We start from the raw sequence: 23,785 nt of genomic DNA on the forward strand, positions 1-23,785 counted from the left end.
CGTTCAAGCGGCCGGCGCGTGGTCGAAGGTGCGCCGGATGTAGGACAGGTCGTCGAGCAGGCCGGACGAGGTGAGCGTCCGGTGGAAGCGGTGGCCGGCCAGCCCGCGCAACGGCATGGAACCGATGTCGGCCCAGCGCAGCCAGCCGTCGCTGTCGATGTAGCCGCGGGTGCGGCCCATGTTGTCGGGGTGCAGGCAGAAGGGTACGTCGAGCACGCCGTAGCGGAACGCGGCGAGCAGCGCGCGGCCCGGGTCGGCGTCCAAGTTGAGCACGGCGTGCACGAGCGCGGCCGCCTCGGCGTACGTCGAGGAGTCGGCGCCGGGCCGGAGCTCGCCGCGCGCCGCGCCGGCCCGTTCCAGCGCCGCCACGTTCTCGGCCACCGTGGGGATGCGCCGTGCCTCCGCGGTCGTCTTCACGATGAGCCGTTCGGACCCGGTGGTGACGGTCAGCTCGGCCGCCCGTTCCAGCAGCCGGTCCGCGCCTTGCGGGGTGCAGGGGTAGACGCCCATGTACGCGTAGACGACCACGTGCCAGTTGTCGGTGGGCAGCAGTTCGGCGCAGAGCCGGCGCAGCGCGAACACCGCTTCCCGGTCCTGTTCCATGTTGGTCTGCTGGGCGTAGCTGACCGACACGCTGCGCACGCCGTGGTGCACGAAGAACAGCGCCTCCAGCACGCTGAGCGCGACCAGCTGGCTGGGCGGGCAGAGCTGGCCCATCAGGCAGCCGCCGAACGTCTCCAGGTGCGGTTCGACGCCGTCGTCGCGCAGCCGGGCGAACTGTTCGGTGCAGCGCCGCCAGTTGCGCACGGCGTCGGTCAGCGGGGTGCGCCCGTACGGGAGGCAGTACGACACCGGACCGCCTTCGGTGGCGTTGAGGCGCAGCGCGACCAGGGCCGCGAAGATGTCGTCGGGCACAGCTGATCCGTGCCGCACCTGCACCGGGAAGTCGTCGTCGCGCACACCGTCGAGCATGCGCCGGGTGACGTCGTAGTCGTGGTTGACGATCGGGTAGCCGTTGAGGTGCACGCCGTCGGCCAGGGCGCGCGCGGCGGCCCGCAGGTCACCGACGCGGGTGTAACTGTCCAGGGTGACGGTGCCGACGGTGGTGGCGTGCGCGGCCCGGGTGGCCCGCAGGCCGGCCCGCATCCGCCGGGGGTCGCTGAAGCCCATCCGCGGCTGCACGACCAGGCGGCCGTGCCCGCCGCGACGGCGCACGAACTCCCCGAAGTCCACCGGCCGGGGGGCCGTGTCACCGTCGCGGCTCAGTCTGGCGCCGATCATGCCGGGACGCCCTGCATCGTGGCCACCTCGGAGAGGAAGCCGGAGAACTCGGCCGGCCCGGCCACACCCTCCTCGTAGACGCGGGTGAACCCGGCGGCGAGCAGTTCGTCGCCGTACCTGTGGCCCTCGCCGCCGGTGACGCCGAGCTTGCCGCCGATCACCACCGGGGTGGTGGACAACTCGGGGAAGCCCCGCAGCGCGCTGATGACGCGCCGGCCGTCCTGGTGTCCGTGGCCGTTCACGGTCGAGATCACCACGACGTCGGGCCGCCGGTCCCGTGACTCCCGGACGAGCAGGTCGTCCGGGGTGCACGCGCCGAGGTTGGTGACGGCGTAACCGTGCTCTTCGAGGAGAAGCTGAAGATAGACCAGGTTCCAGGTGTGCGAGTCGGAAGCCACGGTGGACACGATCGCGGTCGGGCGGTCGTGCGTGTGGTTGCCTGCGGTCACGTACTGCTCCTTCAAGGGTTCCGCCGGATGTGCGGTCACATCCGTACGCTCGGGCCCGTGCCGACCGTCCAGGTGCGCTCGTGCTCGATCCGCGACACGGAGACCACCTCGGTGCCGCGCACCACGATCTCGGCCGGCGCGGGCCGCCCGAGGAACATGAGCAGGCTGGCCGTGGGACCGTAGGCGCCGGCGTTGGGGATCGTGACGATGTCGCCTTCGGAGAGGTCGGGCAGGGCGATCTCGCGGCCCAGCACGTCGCCGGGGGTGCACAGCGGGCCGACCAGGCTGGCCTTCTGGGCCGGCTCGAGGTCCGTCTGCACCGCGACCGGCAGCAGCCGGCCCAGCCCGGACATGCCGCCGAAGGTGTTGATGCCGGCGTCGGCGATGACGAAGTTGCGGCCACGGCTCTGCTTGATGTTGGTGACCTGGGTGATCAGGGTGCCCGAGGCGCCGATCAGGTAGCGGCCGGACTCGCAGGCCACCGTGGGCGCGCCGGTGCGCCATCCGGGGAAGTGCAGGTCGAGGATCGCGGCCAGCTCGGCCCGCAGCTTCGGGTACGACGCGCGGGGGCCCGGCACCGCGTACGGGACCGAGAAACCGCCACCGATGTCGAGGAACCGTACGGGCAGGTCGTGCTCCTCGGCGAGCTGCGCGGCCACCTCGATGGTGTTGCGGAACTCGCCGATCAGGCTTTCCTCGTCGCGCGCGTTGCTGAGCGGGAAGAAGTGAAAGCCGGCCAGTTCGGTGCCGGCCACCGCGCGCAGCTCGGGCAGCACGTCGGCCAGGGTCTCGCTGTCGATGCCGAACTGCGACGGCGTGCCGGTCATCCGGATGCTGGTGGTGGCGGACGCGGCGACGTGGTTGATCCGCAGCAGGGCTTGGGCGACGACACCCTGCCGCTGGGCGGCCGCGCCGATGTGCCGCAGGTCGGAGAGCGACTCGACGGAGAACATCCGGACGCCGGCCCCGATGGCCACGTCCAGCTCGCCGTGCGTCTTGCCGGGTCCGGTGTAGAGGATGTCACCGGGGTCGTGGCCCGCGGCGATCGAGACGGCCAGCTCGCCGGTCGAGCTGATCTCGGTGCGGCAGCCGTGCTCGGGGGTGCCGCGCAGGGTGCGGATCAGCTCGGGATGCGAGTTGGCCTTGACCGCGAAGAACAGCTCGAACTCCTCGGGCAGCGCGCCCAGCAGTTCGTCGCGAGCCGCCTCCACCTCGTCGAGGTCGTAGACGAACAGCGGGGTGCCGTAGCTCTTGGCGAGCTGCTCGGCGAAGTCCTGGTCCAGGCTCATCGGTCGTTCCCTTCCAGCATGTCGATCAGGGCCTTCCGGGCGTTCTTGCCGTGCAGGGTCAGGGGGAAGGTCTCGAGCACGCGGCACACGGCGGGCACCTTGGCCGGCTCCAGGCGCACCGACAGCTCCTTGATGACGACCTTGGGCGCGAGCTCGGACTCGACGAACAGGGTCAGGTCGCGGCCCTCGCCCGGCGGCACCGCGGCGGCGGCGCGCACCCCGGCGATGTCCATGGCGGCGGCCTCGATCTCGGTGGTGCTCATCCGGATCCCGCGGCGCTTGAACATGTCGTCGCGCCGGCCCTCGAAGTAGAGGTAGCCGTCGGCGTCGAGGCTGCCGTAGTCACCGGTGTGCAATCGCAGAACCCCTTCCCCCGTACGGCGGAAGGTCGTCGCGGTGAGGTCGGGCCGGCGCCAGTATCCGGGCATCACGTGGGGTCCCTCGGCCACGATCTCCCCGACCTGGCCCGGGGGCAGCTCGGCCCCGTCCGGCCCGAGGACCCGTACGGTCGTGCCCGCGAAGGGGCGGCCCACCGAGTCGGGTTTGTCCTGCTCGCGCTCGGGCGGCATCACCGTGATCCGCTTGCACTCGGTCTGGCCGTACTGCCGGACGACCCGGACGCCGGGGAAGGTCTCCTTCAGTGCCTCGATGGTCGCGGCGGGCAGGGCCGCGCCGGTGTTGGTGATCAGCCGGACCGGGGGCATCGGACCCTCGGACCGCTTGGCCAGCAACGTGATCATCGTGGCCAGCGAGGGCACGATCGGCACCACCGTGGTGCCGGTCTCCCGCATGCGGCGCAGCAGCACCAGGTCGCTCTCGCCGTCGTCGAGCACGATCTCGGACCGGCCCAGCGCGCACAACAGCACCTTGTAGAGGCCGTAGTCCCAGGAGAGCGGGAACCGGCAGAACACGACGTCATCGGCGCGGTAGCCCATCTCGGCCTGGATCGCCCGGGAAGCGAAGGTGATCTGCGCGTGCGGCGCCATCACGGCCTTGGGCAGCGCGGTGCTGCCCGAGGTGTAGATGAGTGCGGCCAGGTCCTCCGGCTCCACCTCGGGGGCGGGCAGTTGCCCGGGCCGGCGGGCCACCTGCAGCACCTCGGCCCAGGCGTCGTCGAAGTCGTGCACCGGGGCCGTCGCCACCTCCCGCATGTTGACCGCGAGGTCGGCGGTGACCAGCGCGATCGCGGGCTCGGCGTCGCGCACGACGGAGGCCAGGTGGAACGCCTTCATGGCCTTGTTGATGGGCACGAAGACCGCACCCGCGCGGACCGTGCCGTAGAACATGGCGGCCAGTTCGCGGCGGGTCGGCGACTGCACGACGACCCGGTCGCCGGGACGGACGCCGCGCTCGATCAGCCAGGTGGTGAAGGCGCGGGCCCGCTCGGCCAGTTCGGCGTACGTCCACCGGCCGGTGGCGTCGCGCACGGCGTACCGGCCGGGTGAGTCGGCGGCTGCCGCGTCGAGAAGGGAGTGCACGAGGTCGGTCATTGCCGTTCTCCGTTCCGGGCACCTGACGGGCTGAGCTGGGCGGTCGCCTCGGCGGTGAGGCGAAGGCGGTCGATCTTCTTGTTGGTGTTGAGCGGGAACTCGGCCAGGTGCCGGTAGTGCCGCGGCACCATCTGCTGCGGCACGGTCCGGCCGACGTGCTGGGCCAGCCGCGCGGGGGCGAGCCGTTCGCCGGTGTAGAAGACGACCAGCTCGCTGGTGCTGCCGGCGGCGGCGCCCACGGTGACCGCGTCCTGCACGCCGGGGCAGCAGCGGACCGCGTGGTCGAGCTCGCCGAGCTCCACCCGCAAACCGTTGACCTGCACCTGCGAGTCGACCCGGCCCAGGTAGACCAGCTCACCGCCGTCCGCCTCGCGCACCAGGTCGCCGGTGCGGTACCACGTACGGCCGTCGCGTCGCAGGTAGCGGCCGGCGCTGTGCCGCGGGTCGAGGTAGCCGGCGGACAGCTGCGGGCCGGCGATGCACAACTCGCCCTCGCCCTCGACCGTCGTGCCGTCCGGCGCCACGAGCATCTGCGCCAGGCCGTCGTGCAGCGTGCCCAGCGGCACCACCCCGTTCACCCCGACCTTGCGGGACACGGCGGGCTGCCAGGTGTGCCGGTGCGTGGTGATGGTGATCTCGGTGGGTCCGTACACGTTGACCACCGACGAGTTGGGCGCGGCGGCCTGCCAGTCGGCGGTGTCGGTGAAGCGCAGCGCCTCGCCGCCGAACCACGTCCAGCGCAGCGTCGGCATGGCCCCCGCGGTCAGGCCGCCCATCCGCCGGACCAGCGCGATCACGCTCGGCGCGGAGAACCAGACCGAGACGCGGTGCTCGGACACGAACAGCGGCAGGTCCCGGTAGTGGTTGGGCAGCACCGAGACCAGCGGCGCCCCGGCCCCCCAGGCGCACCACAGGTCGGAGACCGCGGAGTCCCAGTTGAGGTTGGCCGCCTGCGAGAACACGTCGGTGGCGGTGAAGTCGTACCAGGAGTCCATCAGGTCGAAGTAGTGGCGCAGGTTGCCGTGGCTGAGCCGGACGCCCTTGGGGGTGCCGGTGGAGCCCGAGGTGAACAGGACGTAGGCGATGTCGTCGGGCCGCGACCGGCGCGGGTAGACCAGCCGGTGGCTGTCGTCGACCACGATCGGCCGGGGCCGGTCGGCGGTGCCGTCGGCCACCAGCACGGGCAGGTCGACGCCGTGCTCGCGCAGCCGGCCGATCAGCGCCGCGCCCTCGGCGTCGACGACGAGCGCCTGCACGTGGGCGGCGCGCAGCATCGCGACCAGGCGAGCCACCGGGAAGTCGGTCAGCAGCGGCACCGTGGTCAGCCCGGCGTAGAGACAGGAGAGAATGCCCAGGTACGCCTCGACGCTGCGCCCGGCCAGCACGGCCACCGCGCCCTGCCGGGGCACGACCCGGCGCAGCGAGCCGGCCCAGACCAGCGCCCGCTCGTGGGCCTCGTCGTAGGTGACCGTGCGCGGACCGACCTTGAGCGCGACCTCCCACGGGGAGATGGCCAGTCCGCGCAGGAAACGGCTGTGCAGTCCCAAGTCCTCGGGGCCTCCCCCGGCCGGGATCACCGGTCCGGGGGAGGCCGCCAGATCGAATGTCGTCATGAGACCGTCTCGACCATCTTGGAAACGCTCAGCCACAGCGTGCGGGCGGTGGCGAAAGTGTGCAGGTTCAGCATGTCGTCGAGGAATCGCACGTGATAGGTGGCCTCGAGGGCGCCCATCATCTCGATGATCCCCATCGAGTCCAGGCCCAGGTCGCGCAGGCCGGCGTCGGGGTCGAGCGGCTCGTCGGCGTCGAGGAACGGGACGTAGCGGCGCATGATGTCCTCGAACTGGTCGTCCCACATGGCATGACTCCTTCTGGCTAGGGGTGTCAGACCGCGACCCGGCGGCGCGGCTGCATCGCGGTGCGCGGGTTGACCCCGGCCACGGCGAACGTGTTGGTGGTGATCGGCACCCGGGTGAACAGGCTGTCCGCGCCGGCCACGTGCAGGGTGCCGACGGACAGGCCGCGCAGCGTGGCCACAACGGCGGGCCACCGCACCGGCCGGACGAAACCGTCCAGCAGCAGCTGCCGCACCTGCGCGGCGGTGGTCATGACCGCGCCGTCCAGGTCGGCCACCAGCGGGATCCGCGGGTCGGCGAACGCCATGCCCCCGACCACCTCGGCCTCGGCCCGCCGGCGCAGCTCGCCGAACGCGCTGGAGTGCATCGGCGGCCGCAGCGTGTAGAGCGGCAGCCCGCCGACCGCCCGCAACCGGCGCTCCAGCCAGCCCAGCCGGCTCTCCCGCAGCGACAGCATGGTGAAGTCGTCGTCCACGTAGCAGGAGATGTCGTACCACTCACCGGCCTCGTCGAGCTCCGCGAGAACCTCGCGCAGCCGCTCCGGCGGGGTGCGGGCGAACGACTGGGTGACCACGTCGGTGTGGTGGGTGCTGAAGTAGTCGGTCATCAGGCGGGCGAAACCGGCGGTCATCCGGACCGCGTCGGCGAAGGCCAGCGACCCGGCCCAGACCGCGGCCGCCTTGCCGCCGAAGCTGGGCCCGGTCACCGCGACCGGCGCCTCGTCCTGCTGCGCCGCGTTCCAGTCGGCCAGGGCGAGGCAGTTGACCAGGAAGGCGACCTGCGCGTACTCGGTGTACTCGCCGTCGGTCTCGCGGTACCGCCGAACCAGCGGATAGCCGAGCACCTCGTCCGCCTCGGCGATGCGGCGCCGGGCGAAGGAATTGGTCAACATGAACCGGGAAACGTCCTCGAATCGCGTCGGACCCATTCCCGGAAAGACGATCGCGGTATGCATGGCTCCCCATTTCCTTCTGTCTCTTACTCAATTTTCGGCTGCTCGGGGTGGGTTTTACATTCCCCTAACGCCCCTAGCCGGAAATGGCGTGGAGCCATTCATCGACCACTTCGGCGGTCGTGTCCACATCGGATTCGACCAGCGAGAAATGGGTGCCGGGCACGGTCCGCAGCACGTCCGCGCCGGCCCAGGTGGCCTGCCACGAGGAGTCCTCGGGCTCGGCCTCCACGAACGAGTCGGCGGCCTGCACGAACAGCAGCGGCGCGGTGAGCGGGTCACGGCGGAACTCGGCCAGCAGGTCGACGTACCGGCCGAACGCGGACAGCTGGGCGCTGTCGAACGGCCCGAACGTCGCCTCCTTCTCCTCGATCGCCATTGCCATGTGCCCGAAGATGCCGTCGTTGCCCGGCTCGACCTCGTAGCTGTCGAGCAGGACCACGCCGGCCACGGGGGCGCCCCGGTCCTCCAGGTACGCCGTCGTGGCGTGGGCCAGCAGCCCGCCCGAGGAGAAGCCGAGCAGCACGAACGGCTGCCCCGCGGCCGCCTCCAGCACCGCCGCGGCCAGCACCCGCACGGCCGCCGCGAACGACGCCGGCACCGGCTCGCCCCGGCCGAAACCGGGTGTGGGCAGCGCGGTCACGTGCCGCCCGCCGGTGAGCCGGGCCGCCAGCCGGGCGTGCTGGTGCACCCCGCCCGCGATGGTCGGCGTGCTCAGGCAGATCAGCCGCGGCCCGGCGCCGGTGCCCGCGGTCAGGGTGACCGGTGCGGGCAGCTTCGTCCCGGCCGGCCCGTCGAACTCCGGCCGCAGGTCGGCCACGGTCTTGAGCAGCCGCAGCCCGGGCTGCAGGCGGCCGGCCAGCACCGCGTCCAGGAACAGCTGGTACAGCGTGTCCGGTTTGTCCGCGGCGGCGGCCTGCGGCGTGCCCAGCTCGGCCTGCGTGAGGCGGCCCAGCTCGGCCGGGGTCTTGCTGTCGAACACCGCCATGGCCGGCAGCGTCACGCCGAGCCCGGCGTTGATCCGGTTGCGCAGCTCCACCGCGGTCAGCGAGTCGAAGCCGGCCTCCAGGAAGTCCCGCTCCGGCTCGACGTCGTCCGGGCCGGCGTGACCCAGGATCTCCGCCGCGTACTCCCGGATCACCTGGGTGATCTCGGCCAGCTGGGCGGCGCCGGCGAGCCCGCTCAGCCGTTCCAGCGGCGAGCGCCGCCCGCCGGTCCCGGCCACGGTGCGCCGTACGGCCGGGACCAGTCCGCGCAGCAGGGCGGGCAACTGGTCGGTGCGCCGCCGCAGCGCCGCCCGGTCGACCGGCATCGGCACCACCTGCGGCAGGCCACCGGCGACGGCCCGGTCGAACAGGGCCAGCGCCTCCTCGGTGGGCAGCGCGGGCAGGCCGAGCCGGTCCATCCGCTGCCGGTGGCCCTCGTCGAGCATCCCGCTGAGCCCGGTCTCGGCCTGCCACAGGCCGTAGGCCAGCGCGGTGGCGGGCCGCCCGGCGGCGTGCCGGTGCTGGGCCAGCGCGTCCAGGAACACGTTGGCCGCCGCGTAGTTGCCCTGCCCCGCCGCCAGCACCAGACCGCCGGCCGAGGAGAACAACACGAACGCGCGCAGCGGCCGGTCCCTCGTGAGCTCGTGCAGGTGCCACGCGGCGTCCGCCTTGGGGGCGAGCACCGTGCGCACCTGCCCGGCGGTGAGGTCGGCGGTGAGCCCGTTGGCAGCCACGCCGGCCGCGTGCACCACACCGGTCAGGTCGTCGCCGATCCGTTCGACCAGCGCGGCCAGGGCTGTCCGGTCGGTCACGTCGCACGCCACCGCCTCGGCCGTGGCACCCGCCGCGGCCAGCCGTTCGCACAACTCCTGGGCGCCCGGGGCATCCGGACCCCGACGCGAGGTCAAGACCAGGTTCCGTACGCCGTGAGTGCGCACGAGGTGCTCGGCCACGATCGCGCCGAGACCGCCGGTGCCGCCCGTGATCAGCACCGTGCCGCCCCACGGGGGCTCCCCCGCGACCGGTGCGGCCGGGGTGAGGCGGGGCCGGTACAGCGTGCCGCCGCGGACCGCCAGCTCCGGTTCCCCGGTGGCGGCGGCCCGGGCCACCACGGCGTCGTCCACGTCGCCGTCGGTGTCGAGCAGCACGAACCGGTCCGGGTTCTCGGCCTGAGCGGCCCGCAGCAGACCCCACACCGGAGCCGCCGCCGGGTCGACGTCGTCGTCCGGACCGACCGCGACGGCGTCCCGGGTCAGCACGACCACCCGGCCCTTGCGCGGCAACCACTCCTGGATCACCTCCAGGGCGGCCACCGTGGCCGAGCCGGCCCGCTCGGGCACCGTGCCCGCGGCGGGCGGCACGACCGGCAAGGCGATCGCCGCGTCCCCGGCGACGGCCGGGGAACCGGCGGCCGAGACCCCGGTGACCTCGCTCCACGTAATGGCGAACAACGCCCGGTCGGCCGGGTCGGCGCCGAGCTGCCCGGCCGAGACCGGGCGCAGGGTCATCGACCGCACCGAGGCGACCGGCTCCCCCGCTACGTCCGCGAGGTCGAGCGACACCGTGGCCGGCCCGGCCGGGGCCAGCCGCACCCGGACCGTGTCGGCGCCCGGCGCGTGCAGGGTGACGCCCTCCCACGAGAACGGCATGAGCGTGCCCGGGTCGGCGTCCCCCTCGCCGAGCGCGCCGAAGCCGAGGGCGTGCATGGTGGCGTCGAGCAGCGCGGGGTGCAGCCCGAACCGGCGAGCGTCGGCGTGGGCCTGCTCGGGCAGGGCGACCTCGGCGTAGACCGTGCCGTCGAGCCGCCACGCGGCGCGCAGGCCGCGGAACGTGGACCCGTAGCCGTAGCCGCGGTCGAACAGCGTGTCGTACAGGCCGGACACCTCGATCCGCTCGGCGCCCGGCGGGGGCCAGGCGGTGAGGCGGCCGGGCGTGGTGGGTCCGGCCGGGGCGAGGAAGCCGGTCGCGTGCCGCAGCCACTCGTCCGTGCCGTCGGCCCGGGACCAGACGGTCACGGGGTGGCGGCCCGTGGCGTCGGGGCCGTCGGCCACCACCTGCACGTCCACCGTCGCGCGGCCCGGGAGGACCAGCGGGGCCAGCAGGGTCAGCTCGTCCACACCGAAGCCGGCGCCGCCCGGCAGCCCGGTGCTGCTCAGTTCCCCGGCGGCCCTGGAGCCGCTCGCTTCCCCGGCGGCCCCGGTGCCGCTCAGTTCCTCGCCGGCCCGCAGGGCGAGCTCGACGAACGCGGTGCCGGGCAACAGCACCGAGCCGAGCACCTCGTGGTCGGCCACCCAGGGCGACGAACCCACGGAGACCCGGCCGGTCAGCGTCACGCCGCCGGTGCCGGGCGTCGCGACCACGGCCCCGAGCAGGGGGTGGGCGGCCGGGGCGACGCCGATGGCGGCCGGATCGGTGGCCGGTTCGTCGTCCAGCAACCAGAAATGGCGGCGATCGAACGCGTACGTGGGCAGATCCACCACCCGGGCGCCGGTGCCCGCCAGGACACCCGCCCAGTCGACCGCGAGGCCGGAGCCGGCCAGCGCGGTGAGCAGTGCGAGTTCCTCGTCGACGGCGCGGTGCTGCAGGGCCACGAACGTGGCGTCGTCGCTGATCAGCTTGCCCAGCCCGGTGAGGGTGGCGGCCGGCCCGACCTCGAGGAAGGTGCTCACACCGTGAGCGAGCAGCGTGCCGACGTTGTCGGCGAACCGGACGGTGTCCCGGACGTGGTTCACCCAGTAGGCGGGCTGGGCGATGTCACCGGTGGCCACGACGGGGATCGTCGGCTGGTGGAACGTCAGCCCGCCGATCGCGGCCGCGAACTCCGCCAGCATCGGCTCCATCAGCCGCGAGTGGAACGCATGCGACGTGTTGAGCCGCGTCGCCTTCACTCCCAGCGCATCCACGACAGCCTGCACGGCTTCCCCGGTGCCGGACAGCACCACCGAGGCGGGCCCGTTGACCGCGGCGATGTCCACGCCGTTCGTCGCATCAGCGCCCACACCATTGACCGCGATGCCGACGCCGTCGTCCAGCAGTGCCCGCACAGTCTCTTCACCGGCGGCGACGGCGACCATCACACCGCCGGCGGGCAGCGCCTGCATCAGCCGGGCCCGCGCCTCCACCAACGTCTTGGCATCCTCCAGCGACAGGACACCGGTGACATGCGCAGCCGCGATCTCACCGATCGAGTGCCCGGCCAGATAGTCCGGCTTGATGCCCCACGACTCGATCAGGCGGTAGAGAGCGACCTCGAACGCGAATATCGACGGCTGCGCGACACCCGTCTGATCGATGTCACCCGTGACATCCACCCGGGCGGCGGCGTAGGCCTCGGCGAACACCGGGAACCGTGCGGCCAGCTCGTCGCCCATGCCGGCCCGCTGGGAGCCCTGACCGGTGAACAGCACGGCGAGCGAGCCGGGTGCCACCGGGCCGGTCACCTTGTCGAGCGCCGCCACCAGGTCCTGGCGCTCGCGGCCGACCACCACGGCGCGGTGGTCCAGAGCGGCTCGGGTGGTCACCGTCGACCAGCCGACGTCGATCAGGTCGAGGTCGGGGCGGGCCAGCAGGTGCTCGCGCAGCCGCTCGGCCTGCCGGCGCAGCCCGTCCGCCTTGCGGGCGTTCAGCACCAACGGCACCACCGGCCGTGACACCGGTGCCTCCGGGGTGGCGGGGACGGCGAGCGGCGCCTGCTCGATGATGACGTGGGCGTTCGTGCCGCTGATGCCGAAAGACGACACCGCCGCCCGGCGCGGGCGATCGACTGCGGGCCAGTCCACCGTGTCGGTCACCAGGTCGACTGCGCCGGCCTCCCAGTCCACCATCGGGGACGGCTCGTCGACGTGCAGGGTGCGGGGCACGACGCCGTGGCGCATGGCCTCGACCATCTTGATGATCCCGGCGACACCCGCCGCGGCCTGCGTGTGGCCGATGTTCGACTTGATCGAACCGAGCAGGAGCGGCACCGAGCGGTCCTGCCCGTAGGTGGCCAGCAAGGCCTGCGCCTCGATCGGGTCGCCCAGCGTCGTGCCGGTGCCGTGCGCCTCCACCACGTCCACGTCGGCCGTGGTGAGGCCCGCGCTGTCGAGGGCCTGCCGGATCACCCGCTGCTGCGAGGGACCGTTGGGCGCGCTGAAACCGTTGCTCGCGCCGTCCTGGTTGACGGCCGAACCCCGTACGACGGCAAGGATGGTGTGACCGTTGCGCTCGGCGTCGGAGAGCCGTTCCAGCAGCAGCAGACCGGCACCCTCACCCCAGCCGGTGCCGTCGGCCGCACCCGCGAACGACTTGCACCGCCCGTCGGGGGCCAGGCCGCGCTGCCGGCTGAACTCGACGAACATCGCAGGCGTGGCCATCACGGCGACGCCACCGGCCAGGGCCAGCGAGCACTCCCCGGCCCGCAGCGACTGCATCGCGAAGTGCAAAGCGACCAGCGACGACGAGCAGGCGGTGTCCACGCTGATGGCGGGCCCTTCGAGGCCGAGCGTGTACGCGACCCGGCCGGAGACCAGCGAGCCGCCGGTGCTGTCCACGCCGTAGTCGTGATACATCAGGCCGGCGAAGACACCGGTGTCACTGCCCCGCAGCGCGGCCGGGTCGATGCCGGAGCGTTCCAGGGTCTCCCAGGCGGTCTCCAGCAGCAGCCGCTGCTGCGGGTCCATGATCAGCGCCTCGTTGGGGCTGATGCCGAAGAACACCGGGTCGAACTGCGCGGCGTCGTAGAGGAAGCCGCCCTCGTTGGCGTAGGTGCGCCCGGGCCGTCCCGGTTCCGGGTCGTGGACGGCGGGGTCCCAGCCCCGGTCGGCCGGGAAGTCGCCGACCGCGTCGACGCCGTCGGCCACCAGCCGCCACAGGTCCTCGGGCGAGGCGACCCCGCCGGGGTAGCGGCAGGCCATGCCGACGATCGCGATCGGGTCGTCCACGTTCGCGGCGGAGCGTTTCGGCTGGGCCGCCGGGCGCGCCTGCTCGCCGGCCTCGCCGATGGTGTCCAGGATGTGCCGGGTGACGGCGGCCGCGCTCGGGTGGTCGAAGACCAGGGTGGGCGACAGCCGCAGACCCGTGGCGGTGTTGAGCACGTTGCGCAGTTCGACCGCGGACAGCGAGTCGAAGCCCAGGTCCTTGAACGCGCGGTCGGCCTCGACGGCGTCGGCGGAGGCGTGCCCGAGCACCGCCGCCACGTGGCCGCGCACCAGGTCCAGCACGATGCGGTGCCGTTCGCCGGGCGTACGGCCGGACAGCTGCCCGGCCAGTGAGGAGCCGGTGGCGGCGGTGGCCCGGCGGCGGGAGGGACCGGCCGGGGCGAGGCCGCGCAGCAGGGCGGGCAGCTGGTCGGCGCGTTCGCGCAGCGCGGCCCGGTCGACCGGCACCGCGACCACGCCGGGGCGGTCGCCCGCGACGGCCCGATCGAACAGTGCGAGCGCGTCCGCGGTGGCCAGCGCGGGCAGGCCCAGCCGGTCCATCCGCTGCCGGTGGCTGTCGTCCATCTGGCCGCTCATGCCGGTCTCGGCCTGCCACAGCCCGTACGCGAGGGAGGTGGCCGGCAGCCCCGCCGCGGCGCGCTGGGTGGCCAGCGCGTCCAGGAACACGTTGGCCGCCGCGTAGTTGCCCTGCCCGGCCGCGAGCACCAGACCACCGGCCGACGAGAACAGCACGAAGGCGGTGAGCGCGCGGTCGCGGGTGAGATCGTGCAGGTGCCAGGCCGCGTCCACCTTGGCCGGGAACACGGCGGCGAGCTGCTCGGCGGTCATGTCGGCGGTCAGACCGTTGGCGGCCACGCCGGCCGCGTGCACCACGCCGGTCAGGTCGTCGATCCGCGTCAGCAGCGCGGCCAGCGCGTCCCGGTCGGCCACGTCGCACGCCTCGACGACCACGGCCTCGGCGCCGGCCTCGGAGAGCCGGGTGACGAGCTCGGCGGCGCCCGGCGCGTCGGCGCCCCGGCGGCTGGTCAGCACCAGTTTCCGTACGCCCCGGGCCCGCACCAGGTGCTCGGCCACGATCGCACCCAGCCCGCCGGTGCCGCCGGTGATCAGCACGGTCCCGCCGGCCGTCCAGGGCTGCTCCGCCACTGCCGGCAGGCCGAGCGGGGCCAGTCGCGGCACCCTGATCCGGCCCGCGCGCACCGCGATCTCCGGTTCGCCGCCGGCCAGGGCCTGGGCCAGCACGCCGTCGGTGACGTCGCCGTCGGTGTCCAGCAGCACGAACCGGTCGGGGTTCTCGGCCTGGGCGGCCCGGATCAGGCCCCACACTCCCGCGGTGACCGGGTCGATGGGGTCGGTGCCGGTGACGTCGACGGCGTGCCGGGTCAGCAGGACCAGCCGCGACGCGGCGTACGCGGGCTCGGCCAGCCACCGCTGCACCAGCGCGAGCACGTCGGTGGCCACCGCGAGCGCCTTCGCCGGCACGTCGCCGCCGTCGGGGGCGGTGACCGGGGCGAGCACGAACGGCGCCTCAGCGACGGCCGCCTCGTCGAGCGTGACCCACGTCGCGCCGCCGGCCACGCCGCCCGCGGCGGGCAGCCAGTCGATGCCGAACAGGGCCTCCGCGGTGTCCGGTCCGGCCGAGGCCAGCTGGGCCGGGGAGACCGCGCGGGAGACCAGCGAGCCGACGGTCAGCACGGGGCGGCCCTGCTCGTCGGCGACCGCGAAGGACATGCTGTCGGTGGTCGGCGTGGTGATCCGGACTCGTACGGAGGCGGCGCCCGCGGCGTGCAGCGTGACCCCGTTCCAGGCGAACGGCAGCAGGGTCTGCTCGTCCGGCGCGGTCTCGCCCCGGTCGCCCAGCATGGCCGCGTGCATGGAGGCGTCCAGCAGCGCCGGGTGAATGCCGAAGGCGGCGGCCTCGTCGTGCTCGGCGGCAGGCAGGGCCACCTCGGCGAACAGTTCGTCACCGCGCCGCCAGGCCGCCCGCAGGCCCTGGAACACCGGGCCGTAGGCGTAGCCCAGGTCGAGCAGCCGGTCGTAGGCGCCGTCCACAGTGACCGGTTCGGCGCCGGGCGGCGGCCAGGCCGCCAGGTCAGGCGGGATGACATCGGTGCCGGCGGGGGCGAGGACCCCGGCCGCGTGCTGCACCCACGGCCGGTTGGGGCCGTCGGCGCGGGAGAACACGTCGACCGTGCGGCGGCCGCCGTCGTCCGGGCCGCCCACCACCACCTGCAGCGCGGCACCACCGGTGGCCAGCACCAGCGGGGCCTGCAGGGTGAGCTCCTCCAGGACCGCGCAGTCGACCTGCTCCCCCGCCCGCAGCGCGAGCTCGACGAAGCCGGTGCCGGGCAGCAGCACGCTGCCGAGCACCTCGTGGTCGGCCACCCAGGCGTGCCGGTCGAGGCCGAGCCGGCCGGTCAGCACGACCCCGCCGGTCTGCGGCGCGCCGAGCACGGCGCCCAGCAGCGGGTGCTCGTGCCGGGTCAGGCCGGCCGCGGTCAGCTTGCGGGCGGTGCCACCGGTCCAGGCGTCGGCGAAGTCCCACTCGTCGATCCAGAACTCCTGCCGGTCGAAGGCGTACGAGGGCAGGTCGACGTGCCGGCCCGCGGGCAGCAGCGCGGTCCAGTCGACGGCCGTGCCGCGGGTCCAGGCGGTGGCCACGCCGGTCAGGAGCTCGCGTTCCGGCGAACGGTTACGCCGCTGCAGCGCCACCACGGTGACGTCGTCGTCCAGGGTCTGCCGCACCATCCCGGCCAGCACGGCGTCCGGGCCGGCCTCGACGAACGTACGGATCCCGGCCGCGTGCAGCGTGGTGACGGCGTCGGCGAACCGGACCGCCTCGCGCACGTGCCGCACCCAGTAGGCGGGGCTGGTCAGCGTGTCCGGGCCGGCCGCGGCGCCGGTGACGGCGGAGACGATCGGGACGGCCGGCGGGTGGAACGTGAGGCCGCTCAACGCGTCGGCGAACGCGCCGAGCATCGGCTCCATCAGGTGCGAGTGGAACGCGTGGGAGGTGTTGAGGCGGGTCGCCTTCACGTCCAACGTGGCCACGACCGCCCGTACGGCGTCCTCAGTGCCGGACAGCACCACGGAGGCCGGGCCGTTGACGGCGGCGATGTCCACCCCGCCGGTCAGCAACGGCCGTACGGTCTCCTCGCTCGCCGCGACCGCGATCATCACGCCCCCGGCGGGCAGCGCCTGCATGAGCCGGCCGCGCGCGGCGACCAGCGCGGCCGCGTCGTCCAGCGACAGCACGCCGGCCACGTGCGCGGCCACGATCTCGCCGACCGAGTGACCGGCCAGCAGGTCCGGGCGTACGCCGAAGGACTCGAGCAGCCGGTACAGGGCGGTCTCGTACGCGAAGGTGCCGGTCTGGGTGTTGACCGTACGGGCCAGCTCGGCGGCGTCGTCACCCCAGAGCACGTCGCGCAGCGGGTGGTCCACGTGCCGGTCGAGGGCCGCCAGCGCGGCGTCGAACGCGGCCGCGAAGACGGGGAACCGTGCGGACAGTTCGCGGCCCATGCCGAGCTGCTGCGCGCCCTGCCCGGTGAACAGCACGGCCGTGCCGCCCGGGGTGACCGAGCCGGTGACCGGGGCGGCGGCGAGCGTCTCGTCCGGATCGGCGCCCAGGGTGACGCTGCGGTGCTCGAACAGCGCCCGGTCGGTGATCAGGGCCCGCGCGGTGTCCCGAAGGGGGGCGCCCGCCGCGAGCAGCTCCCGCACCCGCTGCTGCTGGGCGGGCAGCGCGGCCGCGGACTTCGCGGTGACCACGACGGGCACGAGGGTGTGCGCGACCGGCGGGGCGGGCTCGGCCGGCTCCTCGTCCGGGGCCTGCTCGATGATGACGTGGGCGTTGGTGCCGCTGATGCCGAACGAGGAGATGCCGGCCCGGCGCGGGCGGTCCCGCTCGGGCCACGCCCGGGGCTCGGTCAGCAGCCGTACGTTGCCGCTGGTCCAGTCGACCACCGGCGTGGGCGTGTCGACGTGCAGCGTGCGCGGCATGGCGCCGTGCCGGATCGACTGGACCAGCTTGATGATGCCGGCCACGCCCGCGGCCGACTGGGTGTGCCCGATGTTCGACTTGATCGAGCCGAGCCACAGCGGGTCGTCGTCCGCCCGGTCCTGCCCGTACGTGGCCAGCAGCGCCTGCGCCTCGATCGGGTCGCCCAGCGTGGTGCCCGTGCCGTGGGCCTCGACCAGGTCGACCTGATCGGCCGAGAGCTGCGCGTTGGCCAGCGCGGCCCGGATGACCCGGCGCTGGGCGGGGCCGTTGGGGGCGCTGAAGCCGTTGCTGGCGCCGTCCTGGTTGACCGCCGAGCCGCGCACCACGGCCAGCACGCGGTGGCCGTGGCGGCGCGCGTCGGCCAGCCGCTCGACCACCAGCACGCCGACGCCCTCACCCCACGAGGTGCCGTCGGCCGCGCCCGCGAACGACTTGCACCGGCCGTCCGGGGCCAGCCCGCGCTGCCGGCTGAACTCGACGAAGACCTCCGGCGTGGCCATCACCGCGACCCCGCCCACCAGGGCCAGCTCGCACTCGCCGGACCGCAGCGCCTGGATCGCCCAGTGCAGCGCGACCAGCGACGACGAGCACGCGGTGTCCACGGTGACGGCCGGGCCCTCGAGACCCAGCACGTACGAGACCCGGCCCGAGGCGTTGGCGCCGGTGCTGTTGTTGGCCGCGTAGTCGTGGTACATCATGCCCGCGAACACGCCCGTGGAGCCGCCCTTGAGCGTGGCCGGGTCGATGCCGGCGTGCTCGAAGGCCTCGTACGAGGTCTCCAGCAACAGCCGCTGCTGCGGGTCCATCAGCAGCGCCTCGTTCGGGCTGATCCCGAAGAACGCCGGGTCGAAGCGGCCCGCGTCGTGCAGGAAGCCACCCCGGTTGCTGTAGGTGCGGCCGACCTTGCCCGGCTCCGGGTCGAAGACGCCGGAGTCCCAGCCCCGGTTGTCCGGGAACGCCGAGATCGCGTCGACGCCGTCGTCGACGAGCCGCCACAGGTCGTCGGCCGAGGCCACCCCGCCCGGATAGCGGCAGGCCATGCCGACGATGGCGATGGGCTCGCGGGCGGCCGCGGTGAGCTTGCGGTTCTGCGCCCGCAGCCGTTCGGTCTCCTTGAGCGAGGCCCGCAGCGCCTGGACCACCTTGTCCGCTGATTCAGCCATGGCTAGTTCCCCATTCCCGAGTGCGCGTCGTCCAGGTCCAGGCCGCCGAGGGCCATGCTGATGAGGGCGTCGGTGTCCATGTCGTCGATGGACTCGTCGTCGCCGTCCGGTTCGGCCGGCGCCGCGGCGCCGGCGGGTGTCACGCCGCCCAGTTCGAGCAGCGCGTCGAGCAGCCCCGCGTCGCGGAGCCGGCCGAGCGGGATGCCGGCCAGGACCCGGCGGACGTCGTCCTCGGCCGGACCCGCCGTGTCGTCGCCCGGCCCCAGCTCGTCGAGCAGGTAGCGGGCCACGTCGACCGGGGTCGGGTGGTCGAAGACGAGCGTGGCGGGCAGCCGCAGGCCGGTCGACTCGCCGAGCCCGGTGCGGAACTCCACCGCGGTCAGCGAGTCGAAGCCCAGGTCGTTGAAGGCCCGGTCGGCCTCCACGGCGGTGGTGTCGGGGTGCCCGAGCGTGGCCGCGGCCCGCTCGCGGACGAGGTCGGTGAGCGCGGCCAGCCGATCCGCGGCGGGCAGCGCGGCCAGCCGGGCCACGAGCGGGTCGACGGCCGGGGCGGCGTCGGCCGCACGCCGGGCCGGGCGGCGGACCAGCGAGCGGAACATTGCGCCCGCCGCGCCCTCGGCCGGGCCGAGCGCGCGCAGGTCCAGGTTGACCGGTACGACAGTGGCCGCGTCCACGGCGCCGGCCGCGTCGAACAACCGCAGGCCCTGCTCGGCGCCGATCGGGCTGACCCCGGCCCGGGCCAGCCGGCGCAGGTCGGCCTCGGCCAGCTCGCCCGACATGCCGCCGCCGACGCTCCACAGGCCCCAGGCCAGCGACTGGGCCGGCAGTCCGGCGGCCCGGCGGCGGGCGGCCAGCGCGTCCAGGTAGGCGTTGGCCGCGGCGTAGTTGCCCTGCCCGGCCGAGCCGAGCACGGCGGCGGCCGAGGAGAACAGCACGAACGCGGTGAGCGGCCGGTCCCGGGTCAGCTCGTCCAGGTGGGCGGCGCTGTCCGCCTTGGCCCGCAGCACGACGTCCAGCCGTTCGGGCGTGAGCGAGGCGATGGCGCCGTCGTCCACGACCCCGGCCGCGTGCACGACACCGGTGACATCCTCGCCGTCCAGCAGGGCTTTCACCGCGTCCCGGTCGGCCAGGTCGCACGCGACGATCCGCACGGCCGCGCCAGTGGCGGCGAGTCGCTCCTGCAGGTCGGCCGCGCCCGGGGCGTCGGGGCCGCGCCGGCTGGTCAGCAAGAGCTTCCTGACCCCGTACGCGTGGGTCAGGTGCTCGGCCACGAGGGCGCCGAGCGCGCCCGTGCCACCGGTGACAAGTACTGTGCCGGTGGGGCCGAAGGTGCCGGCCGGGATGTCGTCGCCCCGGCCGGCCCTGGTCAAGCGGGCCGCGTGGGCCACGCCGTCGCGCACCAGCAGTTGCGGCTCGTCCAGGGCCAGCAGCACGGCCGGTTCGACGGTGCCGTCGGTGTCGGCCAGCACGATCCGCTCCGGGTGCTCGGTCTGGGCCGAGCGGATCAGGCCACGCACGGCGGCGCCGGCCAGGTCGGTGACGTCCTCACCGTTCTGCCCGGCGGCGCCCTGGGTGAGGACCAGCAGCCGGGTGTCGGCCAGCCGCTCGTCGGCCAGCCAGCGCTGCACCGCGGCCAGCGCCCGGTGGGTCGCCGCGCGGACGGCCGCCGGGCTGGTGCCGGGCGCGCTGCGCAGGACGAGGGCGTCCGGGACGGTTCCGTCCGGTGCGATCCCGCCCGGCGCGCCCCGTTCCGGCGTGCCTCCTTCCGGCGCGCCACTCTTCCACGCGCCTTCTTCCGGCGCCGCCGGCTCCAGGTCGGCCAGGGTGAGATCGACGGCCGGCGTCACCGGGACCGGAGTCCACTCGATGCGGAACAGCGACTTCTGAGCGGCCGCGGCGTCGAGCTGCTCGGCCGAGATGGTGCGCAGGGCCAGGGAGTCGACCGCGAGCACAGGCCGGCCGGCCGGGTCGGCGACGAGCAGGGCCACGGTGCCCGGCCGGACCGGGGTGAGCCGCACGCGCAGACCCGTGGCCCCGGAGACGCCGAGCGTCACGCCCGACCAGGCGAACGGGAGGGTGGCCTGGTCACTCCCGGCGCTCGAGAAGGTGACAGTGTGCAGCGCCGCGTCGAGCAGGGCCGGATGCAGGCCGTACGCCTCGGGAGCCGCGCCCTCGGGCAGCCGCACCTCGGCGTAGACGTCGTCGCCGGAGCGCCAGACCGCTCGCAGGCCCTGGAAGACCGGCCCGTAGCCAATGCCCGCCTCCGTCAGCCCGGCGTAGAAGTCGTCGAGGACGATCGGCTCGGCATTCGGCGGGGGCCACGCGGCCAGGTCGGCGGCCGGCGAGGGCCCCGCGGCCAGGTCGGCGGCCGGGGCGAGCAGGCCGGTGGCGTGGCAGACCCACGGCTCGGCGGCGTCGGCCCGGGAGTGCACGGCGACCGGGCGGCGGCCCTGGTCGTCGGCGGCGCCCGCGATCACCTGCACCTTGACGCCGCCGCGGCCGGGCAGCACCAGCGGCGCCTCGATGGTCAGCTCGGCGACGCGGTCGCAGCCGGTCTCGCGGCCCGCCCGCAGCGCGAGCTCGACGAAGCCGGTGCCGGGGAAGAGCGTCGCGCCGCCGATCCGGTGGTCGGCCAGCCAGGGCTGGTCGCGCAGGGACAGACGGCCGGTGAGGGTGACGCCGCCGGTCCCGGGTGCGGGCACGACCGCACCCAGCAGCGGGTGACCGGCCGGGTCGGCGCCCGCGGCGTCGAGGTCGGCGGTGGCGCCCGGGGCGGGCTCGATCCAGTAGCGGCGGTGCTGGAACGGATAGGTCGGCAGCTCGATCCGGCGGCCGCCGGTGAGCAGCGGGGTCCAGTCGACGTCTACGCCGCGGGTCCACGCGGTGGCGACACCGGTGACAAGGGTGTGTTCCTCGGGCTTGGCGCGGTGCTGCAGCGCGATGAAGGTGGCGTCGTCGCTGATCTGACGGCCCAGGCCGGTCAGGATCGCGTCCGGGCCGACCTCCACGAAAGTGGTGACACCGCGGTCGAGGAGCGCTTGCACGTTGTCGGCGAACCGCACGGTGTCACGCACGTGGCTGACCCAGTAGGCCGGCTCGGTCAGGTCACCGGTGGCCACCACGGGGATGCTCGGCTGGTGGAAGGTCAGGCCGCTGATCGCCGCCGCGAACTCGTCGAGCATCGGCTCCATCAGGTGCGAGTGGAAGGCGTGCGAGGTGTTCAGCACCGTCGACTTGCAGTCCAGCGCCGTCCCCACCGCTCCGACGGCGTCGCCCGCGCCCGACAGCACCACGGAGGCCGGGCCGTTGATCGCGGCGATGTCCACGCCGTCGGACAGCAGGGGCCGAACCACGTCCTCGGGCGCGGCCACGGCGACCATCACCCCACCGGCCGGCAACGCCTGCATCAGCCGGGCCCGCGCGCTCACGAGCGTCTTGGCGTCCTCCAGCGAAAGGACACCGGCGACATGGGCGGCGGCGATCTCACCGATCGAGTGCCCGGCCAGGTAATCCGGCTTGATGCCCCAGGACTCGATCAGGCGGTACAACGCCACCTCGAACGCGAAGATTGACGGCTGTGCGACACCGGTCTGATCGATGTCACCGATGACATCGACCTTGGCGGCGGCATAGGCGGCCGCGAACACGGGGAATCGCGCGGCGAGGTCGTCGCCCATGCCGGCCCGCTGCGAGCCCTGGCCGGTGAACAGCACTGAGAGCGCGCCCGGTGACACGGTCCCGCTGATCTCGGCGCCGGCGAGCACCACCCGGCGGTAGTCGAGGGCCGCTCGGGTGGTGGCGGCCGAGTAGGCCACGTCGAGCGGCTCCCCCGGCGCCTCGGCCAGCTGCCGCGCCTGAGCGTCAAGCGCCTGAGCGTCACGCGCCGAGGCCACCAGGGGCACGATCCGCGCCGCGTCGGCGGAATCGGCCTCGGCGCCCGACACGTCAGTGAGGGCCGACGCGTTGGTGACAGCGGACGCGGGATCGGTGGCGGCCGGCGCGGTGGGGGCCGGGGCCTCCTCGACGATCACGTGGACGTTGGTCCCGCTCACGCCGAAGGACGAGATGCCGGCGCGGCGCGGCTCCGGGCCGGCGGGCCACGGGACCTCGCGGTCGAGCAGGCGTACGTGGCCGGCGGTCCAGTCGACGTGGGAGGACGGCTCGGTCAGGTGCAGGGTGCGCGGCATCAGGCCGTGGCGGATGGCCTCGATCATCTTGATCACGCCGCCGACACCCGCCGCGGCCTGGGCGTGGCCGATGTTGGACTTGATCGAGCCGAGCCACAGCGGCCGATCGGCCGGGCGGCCCTGGCCGTAGGTGGCGATGACCGCCTGCGCCTCGATCGGGTCGCCCAGCACGGTGCCCGTGCCGTGGCCCTCGACCACGTCGATCTGGGCGGTGGTGAGCCGGGCGTCGGCCAGCGCGGCCCGGATGACGCGTTGCTGCGAGGGGCCGTTGGGGGCGGTCAGCCCGTTGCTGGCGCCGTCGGAGTTGACGGCCGAGCCACGGATGACGGCCAGCACCGGGTGGTTGTGGCGGCGGGCGTCGGCCAGCCGTTCCAGCAGCAGCAGGCCGCCGCCCTCGGACCAGCCGGTGCCGTCGGCGCTCTCCGAGAACGGCTTGCACCGGCCGTCGGGGGCGAGCCCGCGCTGGCGGCTGAACGCCACGAACGGCGCCGGGGTGGCCATCACCATGACGCCCCCCGCGAACGCCATCGTGCATTCGCGGCGGCGCAGCGCCGTCGCCGCCAGGTGCAGGGCGACCAGCGACGACGAGCAGGCCGTGTCGACGGTCGCGGCCGGTCCTTCGAGGCCCAGCGCGTACGACACCCGGCCGGAGATGACCGCGGAGGCGGTCGCCGTGGTCAGGTAGGACTCGGCCGCCTCGGGCGCGGCGGCCAGCAGGTACTCGTAGTCCTGCTGGCCGGAGCCGGCGAACACGCCGACCGGCTTGCCGCGCAGGCTCAGCGGATCGAGGCCGGCCCGCTCGGCGGTCTCCCAGGCCAGTTCGAGCAGCATCCGCTGCTGCGGGTCCATGGTCAGCGCCTCGCGGGGCGAGATGCCGAACAGTGCCGGGTCGAAGCCGGCCACGTCGTCGACGAAGCCGCCCTCGCGGACGTAGCTGGTGCCCGCCGCGTCGGGGTCGTCGTCGTGCAGCTGGTCGGTGTCCCAGCCCCGGTCGGCGGGGAACTCGCTGATCGCGTCGACGCCGCCGGCCACCAGCTCCCACAGGCCGGCGGGCGAGGTGACCCCGCCGGGGTAGCGGCAGCCCATCGCGATCACGGCGATCGGCTCCTGGTCGGCGTGCTCGGCCTCCTGCAACCGCTGGCGGGTCTGGTGCAGCTCCGACGTGACTTTCTTGAGGTATTCGAGCAGCTTCTCGTCGTTGCCCATGGTG

The 23,785-nt window shown here is 74.1% G+C and carries 8 protein-coding genes and 1 pseudogene; all 9 read right to left on the reverse strand.

Annotated elements, in window-relative coordinates; translation table 11 throughout:
• Nucleotides 1–3: 3 nt before the first annotated feature.
• The 9 genes and pseudogenes from BKA14_RS15835 to BKA14_RS15875 all read right to left on the reverse strand — a co-directional run bounded on the left by BKA14_RS15835 (nucleotide 4) and on the right by BKA14_RS15875 (nucleotide 23,781).
• Nucleotides 4–1,281 (reverse strand): methylaspartate mutase, encoded by a 1,278-nt coding sequence (locus BKA14_RS15835; protein WP_184951701.1) that lies wholly within the window; start codon nucleotides 1,279–1,281, stop codon nucleotides 4–6.
• Entirely contained in the window at nucleotides 1,278–1,730 is a 453-nt protein-coding gene (locus BKA14_RS15840; RefSeq protein WP_203722977.1) for a cobalamin B12-binding domain-containing protein, read from the reverse strand. Before BKA14_RS15840 ends, BKA14_RS15835 begins: the two co-directional genes overlap by 4 nt.
• 35 nt (nucleotides 1,731–1,765) lie before the next feature.
• The gene (locus BKA14_RS15845) at nucleotides 1,766–3,019 is read right to left on the reverse strand and encodes a type III PLP-dependent enzyme domain-containing protein (protein ID WP_184951702.1); all 1,254 of its coding nucleotides are present in this window, start codon (nucleotides 3,017–3,019) and stop codon (nucleotides 1,766–1,768) included.
• Nucleotides 3,016–4,509 carry an AMP-binding protein gene (locus BKA14_RS15850; RefSeq protein WP_184951703.1) on the reverse strand — a complete coding sequence of 498 codons (1,494 nt, stop codon included), beginning with the start codon at nucleotides 4,507–4,509 and terminating at the stop codon, nucleotides 3,016–3,018. Before BKA14_RS15850 ends, BKA14_RS15845 begins: the two co-directional genes overlap by 4 nt.
• Nucleotides 4,506–6,122 (reverse strand): AMP-binding protein, encoded by a 1,617-nt coding sequence (locus BKA14_RS15855; RefSeq protein ID WP_184951704.1) that lies wholly within the window; start codon nucleotides 6,120–6,122, stop codon nucleotides 4,506–4,508. The genes BKA14_RS15850 and BKA14_RS15855 overlap by 4 nt, the downstream gene beginning before the upstream one ends.
• Nucleotides 6,119–6,367 (reverse strand): acyl carrier protein, encoded by a 249-nt coding sequence (locus tag BKA14_RS15860; protein WP_184951705.1) that lies wholly within the window; start codon nucleotides 6,365–6,367, stop codon nucleotides 6,119–6,121. The genes BKA14_RS15855 and BKA14_RS15860 overlap by 4 nt, the downstream gene beginning before the upstream one ends.
• A gap of 26 nt (nucleotides 6,368–6,393) precedes the next feature.
• Entirely contained in the window at nucleotides 6,394–7,257 is an 864-nt protein-coding gene (locus tag BKA14_RS15865) for an ACP S-malonyltransferase (RefSeq protein ID WP_239093758.1), read from the reverse strand.
• Between the two features lie 136 nt (nucleotides 7,258–7,393).
• A pseudogene (locus BKA14_RS15870) lies at nucleotides 7,394–18,367 on the reverse strand (type I polyketide synthase); the annotation flags it as partial.
• A 23-nt stretch (nucleotides 18,368–18,390) separates the two neighbouring features.
• Nucleotides 18,391–23,781, reverse strand: a complete 5,391-nt coding sequence (locus BKA14_RS15875; protein WP_184951708.1) for a type I polyketide synthase — start codon at nucleotides 23,779–23,781, stop codon at nucleotides 18,391–18,393.
• Nucleotides 23,782–23,785: the final 4 nt, after the last annotated feature.

Origin of the sequence: Paractinoplanes abujensis (assembly GCF_014204895.1) — a bacterium.
In the GTDB taxonomy this organism is placed as follows: Bacteria; Actinomycetota; Actinomycetes; order Mycobacteriales; family Micromonosporaceae; genus Actinoplanes; species Actinoplanes abujensis.